Origin of the sequence: Bradyrhizobium sp. CB1717, assembly GCF_029714325.1 — a bacterium.
GTDB lineage: Bacteria > Pseudomonadota > Alphaproteobacteria > Rhizobiales > Xanthobacteraceae > Bradyrhizobium.
Genome location: NZ_CP121666.1, coordinates 2,990,600 through 3,006,972 on the forward strand (window position 1 = coordinate 2,990,600; position 16,373 = coordinate 3,006,972).

The window sequence follows — 16,373 nt, forward strand, 5'->3', positions numbered from 1 at the left end:
AAGAAGGCAGACGAAAAAAGGTCCCGGCGACAAGCTTGCCGGGACCTTTCCTTTTGTCCCGGGAATGCCCGGATTTCACGTTCAAGCATCTGATTTTAAATCATTAATTATGTATTCGGTGGTTCAGTAAAATCGCCGGCAGCGGCCCAAAACCCCGGCGCAATTTGGTTAAGCCTTGGCGCGAATACGGCAGGTTTGGGGTAACAATCGGTAAAAAACCGTGAGTTGGCGCTGTTTGAGGCAGCAACTATGGTTTGCCGTGACTTGGGGATACGGATTCGCACGACGGTCTAGGCCGATCGGTCGGGTCGAGTATAAGTCGCAATGGGTCGTAGTGGGGCGGGTTCCTGATGAAATTTAGCCGGCAAACAACGCTTCGTGCGCAAGCCACCGTGGCCGGCGTCGGCGTTCACTCCGGTCTTCCCGTCACTCTCACGCTTGGGCCTGCGCCTATCGACGCAGGTTTTATTTTTGTCCGTACGGGCCTCGAGGGAAGTGACCGCGAAGTTCAGGCGACCGCCGACCAGGTGATCGCGACCGACCTTGCCACCGTCCTCGGCGATCGTAACGGTCCGCTCGTCTCCACCGCCGAGCATGTGCTTGCTGCACTGCGGGGCATGGGCGTGGACAACGCCACGATCGAGCTCGACGGGCCGGAAGTGCCGATCATGGACGGCAGTGCCGCAGCGTTCATTGCCGCCATCGACCAGGCCGGCATCGTCACCCAGTCCGCGCAGCGCCGCTTCATCCAGGTTTTGAAGCCGGTCTCGGTCAAGATCGGCGACTCCTTCGGCGAGATCCGGCCCCATGCCAACGGGTTCCGCGCCGAGGTCGAGATCGACTTCACAAATCCCGTCATCGGTCAGCAAAGCTACGCCTTCGACCTCAATCCGGAGCGCTTCCGCCGCGAAGTCGGCCGTGCCCGGACCTTTGGCCTGATGTGCGACGTGGCCCGGCTCTGGAGCGCGGGCTATGCCCTCGGCGCTTCCTTCGACAACACCATCGTGTTCGACGAGGAGCGGCTGCTCAACACCGAGGGCCTGCGCTACGCCGACGAATGTGCCCGTCACAAGGTGCTGGACGTGATCGGCGACCTCGCGCTGGCCGGCCTGCCGCTGCTCGGCGCCTACCGTTCGGTCCGCGGCGGCCACAAGCTCAACCACGCCGTCCTGACCGCGCTGATGGCCGACCGTACCGCCTGGCGCGTGGTCGAGGGCGAGGCGGTGCGTCGCACCACCCGTCCGGTGGGCGAAGTCGGTCGCGGCATTGTCGGCGGCCGGATCGCCGCCGCCTACGGGCCGGACGTGTCCTGAAGGGACCTGCTGTCGCCGGCCTTTGACGGCGATCTGCCCCGTGGAAACTCCTGGTAACCATGATCGGCTAGCATTGCGGCGAGTTCGCCTTAATCCGGGCGAAATGCCTGCCTATCCGGTTGGTTAGCATCGTTTTTGGATACATCGACGTGGTTGCATGGCAGGCACCACGGCACCATTTCGCGCTCATGACGGGGTTCATGGGCTGGCGGGCACCGCATCACAGGGCGTCAGGGCAAAACTCATGTCGGCACAGCGTATGACGCGCGGATCTCTTTCGATTTCGCCTAAGGCCTCGATTGCCGCCCGTGGGCTGCTTCAGGCTGCCACCTTCGTCCTGCTGGCGCTGCCGCTGGCCGGCTGCGGCACCGGCGATCTCTGGGACAAGTTCACCGCCAAGGACGACACGTTCGTCGAGGAGCCTGCCGACAAGATCTACAATGAGGGCCTGTACCTCATGAACGAGAAGAAGGACATGAAGGCGGCGAACAAGAAGTTCGAGGAGGTCGACCGCCAGCATCCCTATTCCGACTGGGCCCGCAAATCGCTGCTGATGTCGGCCTACGCCTCCTATCAGGGCGGCGACTATGACGGCTGCATTGGCGCCGCCACCCGCTACGTCACGCTGCATCCCGGCAGCCCGGATGCTGCCTATGCGCAATACCTGATCGCTGCTTCGCATTACGACCAGATCCCGGACATCAGCCGCGACCAGACCCGCACGGAGAAGGCGATCGCCTCGCTGGAAGAGGTGATACGCAAATATCCGACGTCCGAATATGCGACCTCGGCCAAGGCCAAGATCGAGGGCGCCCGCGACCAGCTCGCCGGCAAGGAAATGAACGTCGGCCGCTATTACGCGCAGAAGCGCGACTACACCGCCGCGATCAACCGCTACAAGGCCGTCGTCACCCAGTACCAGACCACGCGCCATGTCGAGGAGGCGCTCTACCGGCTGACCGAATCCTATATGGCGATCGGCATCGTCGGCGAGGCACAGACCGCGGCCGCCGTGCTCGGCCACAATTTTCCTGACAGCCGCTGGTACAAGGACGCCTATAATCTTGTAAAATCGGGTGGTCTCGAGCCGAGCGAGAATCAGGGGTCCTGGATCAGCAAGACCTTCAAGAAGATGGGCCTCTAGGGCCATCAAGATGGGCCTCGGCTAGGAAATTTGGGGTTCCATGCTGGCGCGTCTGTCGATCCGTGACATCGTCCTGATCGAACGGCTCGATATCGAATTCGCCACCGGCCTTGCGGTTTTGACCGGCGAGACCGGTGCGGGCAAATCCATCCTGCTCGATGCCTTTGCGCTGGCGCTCGGCGGCCGCGGCGACGCCGGCCTCGTGCGCCACGGCGCGGAGCAGGGGCAGGTCACCGCCGTCTTCGATATCCCGAAGAATCACCCCGCGACGAAGATCCTGGCCGAGAACGGTCTCGACGACACCGGAGAGATGATTCTGCGCCGGGTCCAGCTCGCCGACGGCCGCACCCGCGCCTTCATCAACGACCAGTCGATCAGCGTGCAGACGCTGAAGGCGGTCGGCGCCGCGCTGGTCGAGATCCACGGCCAGCATGACGAGCGCGCGCTGGTCGACGCCGCCACGCACCGCCGCCTGCTCGATGCCTTCGCAGGCCTGGAGAAGGACGTCGCGGCCGTCGAAGAGCTGTGGGACGCCCGCCGCACCGCCAACACCGCGCTGGAAGAGCATCGCGCCGGCATGGAGCGCGCTGCGCGCGAGGCCGATTATCTGCGCCACGCCTCCGACGAGTTGAAGCGGCTCGCGCCCAAGGAGGGCGAGGAGACCTCTCTGGCCCAACGCCGGACCACGATGATGCAGGGTGAGAAGATCGCCTCCGATCTGCGCGAGGCGCAGGAGGCGGTCGGCGGCAATCACTCCCCGGTCGCGGCGCTGTCGGCGGCGGTGCGCCGGCTGGAGCGCCGCGGCGTCAACTCGCCGGCGCTGGTCGAGCCCGCTGTGAAGGCGATCGACGCCGCGATCAACGCGCTGGAGGAAGCCGACCAGCATCTGCTGGCCGCGCTTGCCGCAACCGATTTCGACCCGGCCGAGCTCGAACGCATCGAGGAGCGGCTGTTCGCGCTGCGCGCCGCCTCCCGCAAATATTCGACCCCGGTCGATCAGCTCGCGGCGCTTGCCGCCCAATACGCCGCCGACGTCGTCCTGATCGATGCCGGCGCTTCGCGGTTGAAGAAGCTGGAGCAGGCCGCGATCGAGGCAGATGGCCGCTATGCCGCCGCCGCCAAGAAGCTGTCGATGGCGCGGCAGAAATCGGCGGAAAAGCTCAACAAGGCCGTCAATGCGGAGCTTGCCCCGCTCAAGCTCGAACGCGCCAAGTTCATGACCCAGGTCGCGACCGACGAGGCCGCGCCGGGCCCGCAGGGCTTTGACCGCGTCGAGTTCTGGGTGCAGACCAATCCGGGCACCAAGCCGGGTCCGATGATGAAGGTCGCCTCCGGCGGCGAGCTGTCGCGCTTCCTGCTGGCGCTCAAGGTCGTGCTGTCCGACCGCGGCTCGGCACCGACGCTGGTGTTCGACGAGATCGACACCGGTGTCGGCGGCGCGGTTGCGGATGCCATCGGCGGGCGCCTGGCGCGGCTTGCCGGCAAGGTGCAGGTGATGGCCGTGACCCACGCCCCGCAGGTCGCCGCCCGTGCCGACCAGCATCTGCTCATCTCCAAGGACGCCCTCGACAAGGGCAAGCGCGTCGCCACCCGCGTCAATGCGCTCGCCGCCGACCACCGCCGCGAGGAGATCGCCCGCATGCTGGCGGGCGCCGAGATCACGGCCGAGGCAAGGGCAGCCGCGGAGAGGCTGCTGAAGGCGGCGACGGCTTAGATTTCCACCGTCATTCCGGGGCGATGCGAAGCATCGAACCCGGGATCTCGAGATTCCGGGTTCGTCCTTCGGACCATCCCGGAATGACGTTCTCAATTGCAGATCGACTCGTACAGATCATCCCAATTTGGATTCTCCTTCTCGATAAGTTGGGTTTTCCAAGCTCTCTTCCACTTCTTGAGTTCTTTCTCGCGCGATATCACCGAGATTGGATCGTCATAGGCCTCGAACCAAACCAATCGCGTGATGTTGTATTTTGTCGTGAAGCCCGGCACGGCCTTGATTCGATGCTCGTAGACGCGGCGCACAAGGTCATTGGTGATGCCGACGTAGATTGCCCCATCGCGCCGGCTTGCTAGAATATAGACGTAATACGCCACGAGCCCCTCCCCACCGTCATTCCGGGGCGCACGAAGTGCGAACCCGGAATCTCGAGGTTCCGGGTCTGGTCCTTCGGACCATCCCGGAACGACGAGCCGCAACCTTAAGTATAATGGCAAGAGCAGCAAAATCGAAACCGCTTCGCGACGTCGCCGATCTCACCAAGGCGCAGGCCAAGGTCGAGCATATGCGGTTGTCGCTCGAGATCGAGGGACACAACGAGCGCTACTATCAGGAGGACGCGCCCACCGTCACCGACGCCGAGTACGACGCCCTGCGTCAGCGCCTCAACGCGATCGAGAAACGCTTTCCTGAATTCGTCAGCGCAGAGTCGCCGTCGCAGAAGGTCGGCGCGGCGCCGTCCGGGCGCTTCAGGAAGGTGCGGCACTCCGTGCCGATGCTGTCGCTCGACAACGCCTTTGCGGAAGAGGACGTGCGCGACTTCGTCGGCCGCATCGTGCGGTTCCTGAAGCTCGACGACGACAAAGTGAATTTCTCCGCCGAGCCCAAGATCGACGGCCTCTCGATGTCGCTGCGCTATGAGGGCGGCGAACTCGTCACGGCGGCAACGCGCGGCGACGGGGCGGAGGGCGAGGACGTCACCGCCAACATCCGCACCCTCGAGGACGTGCCGCAGAAGCTGAAGGGCCGCAACGTCCCAGACATCTGCGAGGTGCGCGGCGAGGTCTACATGACCAAGAAGGCCTTCCTCGCGCTCAACGAGCGGCAGAAGGCGGCGGGCGACACGATCTTCGCCAATCCGCGCAACTCGGCCGCGGGCTCGCTGCGGCAGAAGGATCCGACCATCACCGCCTCGCGTCCGCTCGGCTTCTTCGCCTATGCCTGGGGCCAGATGAGCGCAATGCCGGAGGATACGCAGAGCGGCATGATCGGCTGGTTCGAGCGCTGCGGCTTCAAGACCAATCCGCTGACCAAGCTGTGCCACTCGGTCGAGGAACTGCTCGCGTTTCATCACACGATCGAGGAGCAGCGCGCAAAACTCGACTACGACATCGACGGCGTCGTCTACAAGGTCGACCGCATCGACTGGCAGGAGCGGCTCGGCTTCGTCTCGCGCACGCCGCGCTGGGGCATTGCGCACAAATTCCCGGCCGAGCGGGCCATGACGGTGCTGCGCGACATCGAGATCCAGGTCGGCCGCACCGGCTCGTTCACACCGGTCGGCAAGCTCGAACCGGTCGGCGTCGGCGGCGTGATCGTGCAGAACGTCACGCTGCACAATGAAGATTACATCAAGGGCATCGGCAACAAGGGCGAAGTGCTGCGCGAGGGGCGCGACATCAGGATCGGCGACACCGTCGTGATCCAGCGCGCCGGCGACGTCATCCCGCAGGTGGTCGACGTCGTCCTCGACAAGCGGCCGAAGAGCGCCAAGGAATTCGAGTTCCCGAAGAAGTGCCCGTGCCCGCTGCACACCGACGTCACGCGCGAGGAGACCGCGGCGGGCGAAGAGGGATCGCGCGCGCGCTGCACCGGCGAGTTCGCCTGCCCCTATCAGAAGATCGAGCACCTCAAGCTGTTCGTGTCGCGGCGCGCCTTCGACATCGATGGTCTCGGCGAGAAGCAGCTCCAGTATTTCTTCGACGAAGGATGGGTGAAGGAGCCTGCCGACATCTTCACGCTGGAGAAGCGCAATTCGAAGCTCAAGCTCGAGGAGATCGAGGGCTACGGCGCGACCTCGGTGCGCAATTTGTTCGGCGCCATCGAGAGCCGCCGCAAGATCGCACTGGAGCGTTTCGTCTATGCGCTCGGCATGCGCCATGTCGGGGAGACCACGGCGCTGGCGCTGGCACGCGGCTACGGTTCATGGGACGCCTTTCATGATGCCTGTCTCAAGGTCGCCAAGGGTGACGAGGAGGCGATGGCGGACATGGATGCGCTCGACCAGATCGGCGACACCGTGATCAAGAGCATCGCCGATTATTTCGGCGAGAGCCACAATCGCGGCATCGTCGAGCGGCTGACCAGGGAGGTCGAGATCGTCGACGCCGAGAAGCCGAAGAGCAACTCGCCCGTCGCCGGCAAGACCGTGGTGTTCACGGGATCGCTGGAGAAAATGACGCGGGATGAAGCCAAGGCGACCGCGGAGCGTTTAGGGGCAAAAGTGTCCGGCTCGGTGTCGAAGAAAACCGATCTCGTCGTCGCCGGCCCCGGTGCCGGCTCGAAGCTCGCGGAAGCCAACAAGCACGGCGTCAAGGTGTTGACGGAAGACGAGTGGCTGAAGCTGATCGGGGAGTGACGGCTTTCTTCCGTCATTGCGAGCGCAGCGAAGCAATCCAGAGTCCCTCCGCGGTGACAGTCTGGATCGCTTCGCTGCGCTCGCAATGACGGGGACGCGCCATGCGCCCCCTCACATCATCCCCGTCTCTTCCTCCTCCGCCTGCTCGATCAGCGCCTCGCTCACCACCACCTCGCGGCGCGGGACGACGAAGAACATCGTGCAGGCGCAGAGGAGCGAGATCGCGAGCACCGCGGAGGTCAGCGGCAGCGTCGTCGTCGAGTGGCCGCCGAGATAGGCGCCGAATTGCGACATCAGCGCGCCGAGGCCCTGTTGCAGAAAGCCCATCGCGCCCGACGCCGTGCCGGCGGCCTCGGGGCGGACGCTGATGGCGCCGGCCGCGGAATTTGCCATCACGATGGCGTTGCCGGCCATCACGATCATCTGGGTGCCGAACAGCCAGAGTGGGGCCGCGTTCAGTCCCGTCAAGCTCCAGAGCAAGTTCAAGATGCTGCCGCCGAGCTGCAGCGCCAGCCCGAACCAGATCAGCTTCTCCAGCGAGTGACGCGGCGCAAAGCGCACGCAGAGCAGATTGCCGACGAGAAAGGCGAGGCTGCTGGTGGCAAACCACGCGCCATATTCGACGGTGGTTCGGCCCATCTGCGTCACCACGATGTAGGGACCGCCGCCGGCGAAGGTGAAGATGATCTGCGAGGCGAGCACTTGGCACAGCACGTAGCCGACGAAGGCGCGGTTCCTGATCAGGCTGCCGACATCGCCGCGAAAGCCGCCGCCGGCTGGACGGTCGCGGCGCGTCTCCGGCAGCGCGAGCGCGATGCCGATCGCGATCGCGAGAGAGCCAGCGGTGATCGCGTAGAAGATCGCGCGCCAGCCGAACGCGGTCTCGATCAGGCCGCCCGTCAGCGGCGAGAGCATCTGCGCGATCATCATGACGGCGATGACGAGGCTGATCATGGCGCCGACGCGCTCGCGCTCGTAGAGATCGCGAATGATGGCACGGCTCACCACCATGCCGGTCGCCCCGCCGAGCGCCTGGAAGAAACGTGCAGCGATCAGTTGCGGCAGGCTGCCGGCGAAGACACAGCCGATGCTCGCCGCGACCATCAGCGCGAGCCCTGCCAGCAGCACCGGGCGCCGCCCGAATTTGTCGGACAGCGGGCCCATGATCAGTTGCGAGCAGGCGATGCCGACCATGTACAGCGACACCGTCATCTGTGCGATCGAGATGTCGCTGCCGAAATTCGTCGCCAGCACCGGCAGCGCCGGAACCAGCATGTAGAGCGAGATCGGCGCAACGCCTGTCATGCAGACGAGCAACAGCAACATCACGCGCGAGGTCGCGATGTCTTTCGTTGCCGCTTCCGGCGGCCTGCTGATCATGCCGTGCATAAGTGTCCGTCTCGTCGAAATCCGAATCGACTGTAGCGTGCTCACGCAAGATCGATATCGGCGTTTCGGAATGCGGCTATTCGGATTTTGGGACGGTTATGATAGTGGCGCGATGGCGACCGATTGGGCGCGCGTCTCGTTCCACAAATGCGGTGTCATTCCCCGCGAAGGCGGGGAATCCAGTGCGCTGTGGCTTATCCGGATACGTCTGGCGTCTCTGGAATACTGGATGCCCCGCTTTCGCGGGGCATGACAGTCGTGTTGGGCAAGCAGCGTTGCGCAAATCGCGTAGTGCTATGCGCTCCGGAATGACGAGCTTACCGCGTCAGCTCCGCCGTCGCCTGATCGAGCCACGCCTTCGTCGCTTCGTCCAGCGCGGGCCGCACCTCGGCCCGCACGCGCGCGTGGTAGGCGTTGAGCCAGTCGAGCTCGTCCTTGTTCAGCATCGCGGCGTCGATCAGCCGGCGGTCGATCGGCGCCAGCGTCAGCGTCTCGAAGGCGTTCATCGGCTTCTCGGCGCCCTTGATCTCGGCGGCGACGACGAGCTCGAGGTTCTCGATGCGAATGCCGAAGCCGTCGGTCTTGTAGTAGCCGGGCTCGTTGGAGAGGATCATGCCGCGCTTCAGCGGCGTGGTGCCGAGCTTCGAGATCCGGGCCGGCCCCTCATGTACCGAGAGATAGCTGCCGACACCGTGGCCGGTGCCGTGCTCGAAATCGACGCCGGCGGCCCAGAGATATTGCCGCGCCAGCGTGTCGAGCTGCGCCCCAGTGGTGCCGTCGGGGAAGATCGCGCGCGCGATCGCGATGTGGCCGCGCAGCACGCGGGTGAAGCGGTCGCGCATCTCGGCAGTCGGCTCGCCGATCGCCATGGTGCGCGTGACGTCGGTGGTGCCGTCCTCATATTGTGCGCCGGAATCGATCAGCAACAGATCGCCCAGCGCGATGCGCCGGTTGCTCTTGCGGGTGACGCGATAGTGCACGATGGCGCCGTTCGGCCCCGTTCCGGAGATGGTCGGGAACGACACGTCCTTCAGCGCGCCGGTGTCGCGGCGGAAGGTCTCCAGCGCCTCGACAGCGTCGATCTCGGTGAGCTTGCCGCTTGGCGCCTCGCGATCGACCCAAGAAAGGAAGCGCGCCAGCGCCACAGCGTCGCGCACATGGGCCGTCTTGGTGCCCTTGATCTCGGTCGCGTTCTTGACCGCCTTGAGCAATGCAATTGGATCGCTGCCGCGCACCGGCTTGCCGCCGGCGCCCGCGATCAGCCGGCTCAGCGCGTCGGCGGCGGTGGCGTTGTCGAGCGCGATCGCCGCGCCGCTTTTGGCCAGCGCCATCAGGGTCGGCGCCATCGCATCGGGGTCGCGCACGTCGGCGGATTGTTCGAGATGGTCGCGCGAGAGGTTGGAGAGCTTGCGGTGGTCGATGAAGATCGTGGGACGGCCGTCCTTCGGCACCAGCGCGTAGGACAGCGGCAGCGGCGTGTGCGCGACGTCGGCGCCCCGGATGTTGAAGGTCCAGGCCACGGCGTGGCTGTCCGACAGCACCAGCGCATCGGCACCGAGCTTGGCGATCTCGTCCCGGATCTGTGTCAGCTTCTCGGCCTCGGTGACGCCGGCATGCTGGAGGCTGTGCACGGCAACCGGGGCAAGCGGCGGCTGCGGCCGGTCCTGCCAGATCGCATCGACCGGATTGCCGTCGACGGCGACGAGCTCGGCGCCGGCCTTGGCGCAGGCGGCGGACAGGCGCTCGGCTGCCGAAAAAGTGTGCAGCCACGGATCAAATCCGAGGCGATCGCCCGCCTTCAGATGCGCCGACACCCAGCTTTCCGGTGGCGGATCGATCAGCGATTCCACCGCCCAGGCCTTGGCATCGACCTGCTTGGCCGCCTGCAGCGTATAGCGGCCATCGACGAACAAGGCGGCCTCGCGGGTCAGCACCACCGCAAAGCCCGCCGAACCCGTGAAGCCGGTCAGCCAGGCCAGCCGCTCTTCCGAGGGCGCCACATATTCGTTCTGCTGCTGATCGGCGCGCGGAATGACGAAGCCGGTCAGCTTGCGGCGGGCGAGTTCTTCGCGGAGTGCGGCAAGGCGCGCCGTCAACGCGACGCCGGCCTCGGGCTCCTCGAATGTCTGGAAGTGCGCTTCGAACATGTGGATCACTCTAGGATCATGGGCATCGGTCCGCAATCTAGACGCATTTGCATCGCATCTGGCATGGACTGTGCTTGAAAATGTTCCATTCGAATTGAGTGGAGTAAAGGATGCGGCAGTTGCGCTTCGTCCGGTTGACAGGGAAATTCGAGCAAGTGGTTCATCTCAACGGCGAGGGGACACACGATGCCAGCGTTCACGTTTGAGAAGATCTCGCCGCCGGCGCGCCGCGCTCCGGCCGCCGCAACGGGACCGAAGAAGCCGCGCGGCCTCATCAGTCAGATGATCGACCGTTTCGCCGAGCGCCGGGACGACAAGCCGGCGGAGTAGCGCGGCGATGGCGATGCCGTAGGGTGGGCAAAGGCGCGGAGCGCCGTGCCCACCATCTTCCTAGGCTATCGATCGTTCTGGTGGGCACGCTTCGCTTTGCCCACCCTACGGCAGCTCGCTCACCCCACCTTCCGCAACAACAAACTGCTCCACCCCTCGATCCGCAGGTGCCGAAGCGGCACGAGGCCGCGCGCGCGATAGGCGGCGATCACGGCGGGGGCCTGATGCGTCAACAGGCCGGAGAGGATGACACGCGCGCCGGGCGCGAGGTGCCGCGCCATCGGGCTCGCCAGCTGCCGCAGCGGGTTGGCGAGGATGTTGGCCAGCACCAGGTCGAACGGCCCGGCCCGGGCAAAATCCGGCGCAGCGAAGCCGGTGGCGCGGATCACCCGCACATGATGACCGGTTTCATTCAGCGTCGCGTTCTCCGCCGCCACCCGGACCGAGGGCGGGTCGATGTCGGAGGCCAGCACCGCGCGATGCAGCGCCTTGGCCGCCGCGATGCCCAGCACGCCGGTTCCGGTGCCGAGGTCGAGCACATTGCGCGGGAGGGAACTCTTCAGGACATGGTCAAGCAGGAGTAAACAGCCGCGCGTGGTGCCGTGATGGCCCGTGCCGAAGGCGAGCGCCGCCTCGATCTCAATCTTGAGCTTGTTCGGCGCAACGCGGTCGCGGTCATGGCTGCCGTGCACGACGAAGCGCCCGGCCGGCACCGGGACCAGATCCTCCAGGCTCGCCTTGACCCAGTCCTTGGCCTCGACGGTGTCGAAGACAAGCGTGTCGGCAATCTCATTTCCTGCTGAAGTTGCAATGAGTTCGCGCAGCCAGGCCTGGTCCGGCGCCTCGGCGAAATGCAGCGTGACGTCCCATTGGCCGTCCGGCCGTTCGAACGCGGCGACCGCTGCGTCGCCCTCGAAAAACATCTCGGTGAGCACATCGACGACGCGCCTTGCGGCGGCCTCGGTGCCGATCGAGAAGCTGGCGCGGTGGGTGGGGGAAGGCTGCATTCTCAGGGTTCCATCGGCTCAATTTTGGGAACTTTTGCGTGCAATTTTCCGCATAAGTTGAATCTCGGGATTAACTGGACCGAAGGTCGCACCCCGTAGATTTGCGGCTGTTGGGGCCGACCAACACAGCTTGAAATTGAAACGGAGGCACGTCTTGAAGCGCATGGTTTTGAAGTTCTGGTCCGACGAATCCGGTGCGACCGCAATCGAATACGGCCTGATCGCGGCCGGTATTGCCCTGGCGATCATCACCGTGGTGAACAGCCTGGGCAGCACGATGAACGACAAGTTCGGTTCGATTAGCACCTCCTTGAAGTAATTTCCGCCTCCGATTTCCAGCGGGGGCTACTTTCTTCCAGACGAGCGCCCGCGCGGGGAATTGCCCTCGGCGGGCGAGTTTGTTTGGGGGCTCGGCGATGTCCACAGGCCGTCAGCCCTTTATCAGGGCGTCATCCACCGGCTCATCCTCCAGCTGTCCCGCGGTTATCCACCGCCTTTTCCTCACCATGTCCGGATCGGGCTCTCAGCCTGACCACAGACATCTCGACAGTCTGTCCACAGCCGATCTACAGACCTATCCACGGCTTCCGAACAGCGCGCGGTGGTCCCGCAGGATCACGCGCGCGGCGTTGTGGCCGGGGGCGCCGGTGACGCCGCCGCCAGGGTGGGCGCCGGAGCCGCAGTGATAGAGTCCCTTCAGGGGCCCGCGATAATCGGCATGGCCCAGCATCGGCCGCGCCGAAAACAGCTGGTTCAGCGTCAGCGCGCCGTGGAAGATGTCGCCGCCGAGGAGGCCGAACTGCCGCTCGAGATCGAGCGGGGAGAGGATCTGGCGGCCGAGCACGCTCGCCGCAAAGCCCGGCGCGTAAGCATCCACCGTCGCGATCATGAGATCGGCGACCTCGTCACGATGGTCGTCCCACGATTTTCCGTCGGGAAGCTCCGGCGCGACGTGCTGGCAGAACAGGCTCGCGACATGCTTGCCCGCCGGCGCGAGCGTGTCGTCGAGCGTCGAGGGGATCAGCATCTCGACAACAGGCTGTCGGCTCCAGCCCTGCGCACGCGCATCGAGATAGGCGCGGTCCATGTAGGGAAGGCTTGGCGCGAGGATGATGCCGGAGGTGAGGTGATCCCCCTCGCCAGGCAGCGCCGTGAAGGAGGGCAGGCGGTCCAGCGCCACGTTCATGCGGAAGGTGCCAGAGCCGTTCTTCCAGTGCCGGATGCGGGCGAGGAAGTCCTGCGGCAGCGCATCGGCCGCGATCAGTTGCGTATAGAGCAGCTTTGGATTGACGTTGGCCGCGACATATTTCGCACGGATGGTCTCGCCGTTCTCCAGCACGACGCCGATGGCGCGGCCGCGCTCGACGATCACCTCGCGCACGCCCGCATCGGTGTCGATCGCGACGCCGCGATCCCTGGCGGCGCGCGCCATGGCTAGCGTGATCGCGCCCATGCCGCCAATGGCGTGGCCCCAGACGCCCTTCTTGCCGTTCACCTCGCCGAAGGCGTGATGCAGCATCACATAGGCCGAGCCGGCGGCGTAGGGACTGGCGTAATTGCCGACGATGGCGTCGAAGCCGAACAGCGCCTTGACCAGATCGTGCTCGAACCGTTCGTCCAGCATCTCGCCGGCCGAGCGCGTGAACAGATCGAGCAGGCTGCGGCTTTGCTCCAGCGTCAGGCCGCGCAGGATGTTGGCGCTCTGCAATGCGTTCACGGCCTCGCGGATCGCGTTCGTGCCAAAGCCGTCGAGCAGGTTCGGCGGCGCGCGCAGCACGAATTGCCGGAGCACGTCGGCGATGTCTTCCAGCTCGCGCGAGAAGCCGTCGAGCGCCTCCGCATCGCGCGCGTTGAGCCGCGCGACCGACGCTTTGGTCCGCCCCTCGCCGGTGAGGAGATAGCTGCCGTCGGGCGCGGGCAGGAAATTCTGCGCGCGCCGTTCGACCACGCGCAGGCCGTGCTCGGCGAGCTTGAGGTCACCGATCACCTGCGGATTGAGCAGGCTCACGGTGTAGGCCGCGACCGAATTGCGAAAACCGGGGTGAAACTCCTCCGTGACCGCGGCGCCGCCGACCACCTTGCGCCGTTCGACCACGCGCACGCGCAGGCCCGCCCCCGCGAGATAGGCCGCGCAGGTGAGGCCGTTATGGCCAGCGCCGATGATGACAACGTCGGTTTCGGTCATGAGCAATTCGAGTTGTTCTACCTGCCGTCATTCCGGGCCGCGCAGCGCGAACCCGAAATATCGAGGTTCCGGGTTCGCCTCTTCGAGGCGCCCCGGAATGACATCTCTATATCAAGCATTCCTTGCTGCAACATCACGACACGCTTTATTGCCCGTTCAGGCGCCTTGTGCTCCATTGCGCGCGGTCCGGCGCCCGCCGGGGTTTGAGCCGGAGCTTTCATGGATTCGATCGTGCAACCCGCCGCCACGGAGCAGGCTTCGTCGTCGCGCAACCGGCTGCTGCTGACGGTCTACACCGCTGCGATCTTCGTCAGCGCGCTGCTGCTGTTCTCGGTGCAGCCGCTGTTCACGAAGATGGTGCTGCCGCGGCTCGGCGGCTCGCCGGCGGTGTGGTCGGTGGCCATGGTGTTCTTCCAGTCGCTGTTGCTGGCCGGCTATGCCTATGCGCATCTCTTGATGCAGGCGAGGAACCGGATCGTTCCGGTCGCGGTGCATCTGGTGCTGTTGATCGCGGCCTTCGCCACGCTCCCGCTCGGCATTGCGTCGGCCTACGGCGAGCCGCCGGCCTCGGGCTACGCGTTCTGGCTGCTCGGCCTGTTCGTGGTCTCGATCGGGCTGCCGTTCTTCGCGCTGGCCGCCAACAACCCGCTGCTGCAGGCCTGGTTCGTCCGCACCGGCCACCCCGCCGGGCACGATCCCTATTTCCTCTATGCCTCCTCCAATATCGGCAGCTTCCTCGCACTGTTGTCCTATCCGTTCCTGCTGGAGCCGATGTTCACGCTGCATACGCAGAACCGGTTCTGGACCGCCGGCTATGGTCTGCTGATTCTCCTGATCGGCGCCTGCGGCGTGCTGTTGTTGCGCTCGCCGAAGCTGGCGGTGGCCGATGCGCGAAGCGAGGACGTCAATGCGCCGGCACCAAGCCTCGTGACGCGGCTGCGCTGGATCTTCCTCGCCGCGGTGCCGTCGGGCCTGCTCATCGCCGTCACCGCGCACATCTCGACCGACGTCGCGGCGGCGCCGCTGCTCTGGGTGCTGCCGCTGTCGCTGTACCTGCTCACCTGGGTGGTCGTGTTCCAGTCGCGGCCGCTGCTGCCGCACAAATGGATGCTGATGCTCCAGCCGGTCGCAATCGCCGGCGTCGTTGTCCTTTTGGCGTTCGGCGGCGAGCAGAACCTGCTGCTGACGCTCGGCGGTCATCAATTGTGCTTCTTCGTCATCGCCATGGCCTGTCACGGCGAGCTGGCCCGGACCCGCCCGGCCGCCAAATATCTCACCGGCTTCTATGTCGCGCTGTCGTTCGGCGGCATGGTCGGCGGCCTCTTTGCGGGCCTCGTTGCTCCATTCACCTTCTCGTGGATCGCCGAATATCCGATCCTGATCGCGCTCGCCGCGTTGTGCCGACCGTCCGCGAACGAGCGTCTTGCGGGGATCGTCAAATGGTACTGGCTGGCGCTCGCCGCCCTCGCGGTGGCACTGATCGCGCCGTCCACGACCACCGGAAATCTCTCGACCTGGTTCGAGGATCACCGCGTCTGGGTCGCCGGCTCGGTCGGCGTGCTCGCCGCGCTGCTGACACTGGCGCTCAATGCCGGTCGCTGGAAGATTTTTGCTACCATCGCGCTGGCGCTGGCGTTGATCCGGATCTATCCGGCGGACGAGGGCCGCGTCACCACGGTGCGCAGCTTCTTCGGCGTGCACAAGATCGTGGAGACGCCCGGCGGCTATTTCCACGTGCTGATGCACGGCACCACGATTCACGGCGCCGAGCGCTTCCGCAACAATGACGGCACGCCGGTCACCGGCCGGCCCGAGCCGATCACCTATTATCACAAGGACGGCGGCATCGGTCAGGCCGTCACCGCGATCCGCGAGCGCAAGGGCGGCCCGCTCAAGGTCGCCGCGATCGGCGTCGGATCGGGCACGCTCGCTTGCGCCGCCGAGCGAGGGGAGGACTGGAAATTCTTCGAGATCGACCAGTCCATGGTGGATGCTGCGCGTGATCCCAAAAATTTCCGCTACATCTCGAGCTGCCTGCCGGATCTGAAGCCTGTCATCGGCGACGCGCGCCTCACCTTTGCCAAGGAGCCCGACGGCGCCTACGATCTCATCATCGTCGATGCCTATTCGTCCGATGCGATCCCGATCCATCTCGCCACCGAAGAGGCGATGAAGATCTACAAGGACAAGCTTGCTCCCCACGGCGCGGTGGTGATGCACGTCTCCAACCGCCATCTCGATCTCGAGACCGTCGTGGTCGGCATCGCCGACGCCAACGATCTCAAGAGCTGGGTCTTCAACGAGGATTCGGGCCGCGATTCCGACTACATCTTCTCGACCGACGTCGTCATCTCCGCGCGCGAGGAGGAAGACGTCGGCAAGCTCGCCGCCTCCAAATCGTGGGAGCAGACCGAAGCCGACGACAGGGTGCGGGTCTGGACCGACGACTACTCGAATATCCTGGGCGCGCTGTACCGGCGGTTGAGGGACGGGGAGTAGGGCC

The 16,373-nt window shown here is 65.2% G+C and carries 12 protein-coding genes; 7 read left to right on the top strand and 5 right to left on the bottom strand.

The features are described 5' to 3' along the window. The first annotated feature begins 350 nt into the window (after positions 1–350). The 3 genes from lpxC to recN all read left to right on the top strand — a co-directional run bounded on the left by lpxC (position 351) and on the right by recN (position 4,171). On the top strand, positions 351–1,313 hold the full coding sequence (gene lpxC / locus QA649_RS14145; RefSeq protein WP_283024726.1) for a UDP-3-O-acyl-N-acetylglucosamine deacetylase: 963 nt from the start codon (positions 351–353) through the stop codon (positions 1,311–1,313). Positions 1,314–1,557: 244 nt separating this feature from the next. Next, entirely contained in the window at positions 1,558–2,457 is a 900-nt protein-coding gene (locus tag QA649_RS14150) for an outer membrane protein assembly factor BamD (protein ID WP_283024727.1), read from the top strand. A 40-nt stretch (positions 2,458–2,497) separates the two neighbouring features. Continuing rightward, positions 2,498–4,171: a DNA repair protein RecN gene (recN, locus tag QA649_RS14155; RefSeq protein ID WP_283024728.1), complete on the top strand. Its 1,674-nt coding sequence runs from the start codon at positions 2,498–2,500 to the stop codon at positions 4,169–4,171. 92 nt (positions 4,172–4,263) lie between these two features. Here the strand turns inward: recN and QA649_RS14160 are convergent, their stop codons facing one another. Next, on the bottom strand, positions 4,264–4,551 hold the full coding sequence (locus QA649_RS14160) for a GIY-YIG nuclease family protein (protein ID WP_283024729.1): 288 nt from the start codon (positions 4,549–4,551) through the stop codon (positions 4,264–4,266). 113 nt (positions 4,552–4,664) lie between these two features. Here QA649_RS14160 and ligA point away from each other — a divergent pair, with 113 nt between their 5' ends. After that, positions 4,665–6,812 (top strand): NAD-dependent DNA ligase LigA, encoded by a 2,148-nt coding sequence (gene ligA / locus QA649_RS14165; RefSeq protein ID WP_283024730.1) that lies wholly within the window; start codon positions 4,665–4,667, stop codon positions 6,810–6,812. Positions 6,813–6,923: 111 nt separating this feature from the next. On the opposite strand, the gene QA649_RS14170 is transcribed toward ligA, so the two are convergent. Next, positions 6,924–8,201, bottom strand: coding sequence for a multidrug effflux MFS transporter (locus QA649_RS14170; protein WP_283024731.1), 1,278 nt, complete (start codon positions 8,199–8,201; stop codon positions 6,924–6,926). Positions 8,202–8,518: 317 nt separating this feature from the next. Then, positions 8,519–10,348 (bottom strand): aminopeptidase P family protein, encoded by a 1,830-nt coding sequence (locus tag QA649_RS14175; RefSeq protein WP_283024732.1) that lies wholly within the window; start codon positions 10,346–10,348, stop codon positions 8,519–8,521. Between the two features lie 186 nt (positions 10,349–10,534). Here QA649_RS14175 and QA649_RS14180 point away from each other — a divergent pair, with 186 nt between their 5' ends. After that, the gene (locus QA649_RS14180; RefSeq protein WP_283026263.1) at positions 10,535–10,678 is read left to right on the top strand and encodes a hypothetical protein; all 144 of its coding nucleotides are present in this window, start codon (positions 10,535–10,537) and stop codon (positions 10,676–10,678) included. Between the two features lie 119 nt (positions 10,679–10,797). Here QA649_RS14180 and QA649_RS14185 read toward each other — a convergent pair whose 3' ends face one another. Next, positions 10,798–11,685: a 50S ribosomal protein L11 methyltransferase gene (locus QA649_RS14185; RefSeq protein ID WP_283024733.1), complete on the bottom strand. Its 888-nt coding sequence runs from the start codon at positions 11,683–11,685 to the stop codon at positions 10,798–10,800. Positions 11,686–11,839: 154 nt separating this feature from the next. Between QA649_RS14185 and QA649_RS14190 the strand changes: the two genes are divergently transcribed. After that, positions 11,840–12,004, top strand: coding sequence for a Flp family type IVb pilin (locus QA649_RS14190; protein ID WP_018640923.1), 165 nt, complete (start codon positions 11,840–11,842; stop codon positions 12,002–12,004). A 255-nt stretch (positions 12,005–12,259) separates the two neighbouring features. Here the strand turns inward: QA649_RS14190 and QA649_RS14195 are convergent, their stop codons facing one another. Further along, complete coding sequence (locus tag QA649_RS14195; RefSeq protein WP_283024734.1) at positions 12,260–13,870, bottom strand: NAD(P)/FAD-dependent oxidoreductase; 1,611 nt, start codon at positions 13,868–13,870, stop codon at positions 12,260–12,262. Between the two features lie 219 nt (positions 13,871–14,089). Between QA649_RS14195 and QA649_RS14200 the strand changes: the two genes are divergently transcribed. After that, positions 14,090–16,369, top strand: coding sequence for a fused MFS/spermidine synthase (locus tag QA649_RS14200; protein WP_283024735.1), 2,280 nt, complete (start codon positions 14,090–14,092; stop codon positions 16,367–16,369). Positions 16,370–16,373 lie beyond the last annotated feature (4 nt).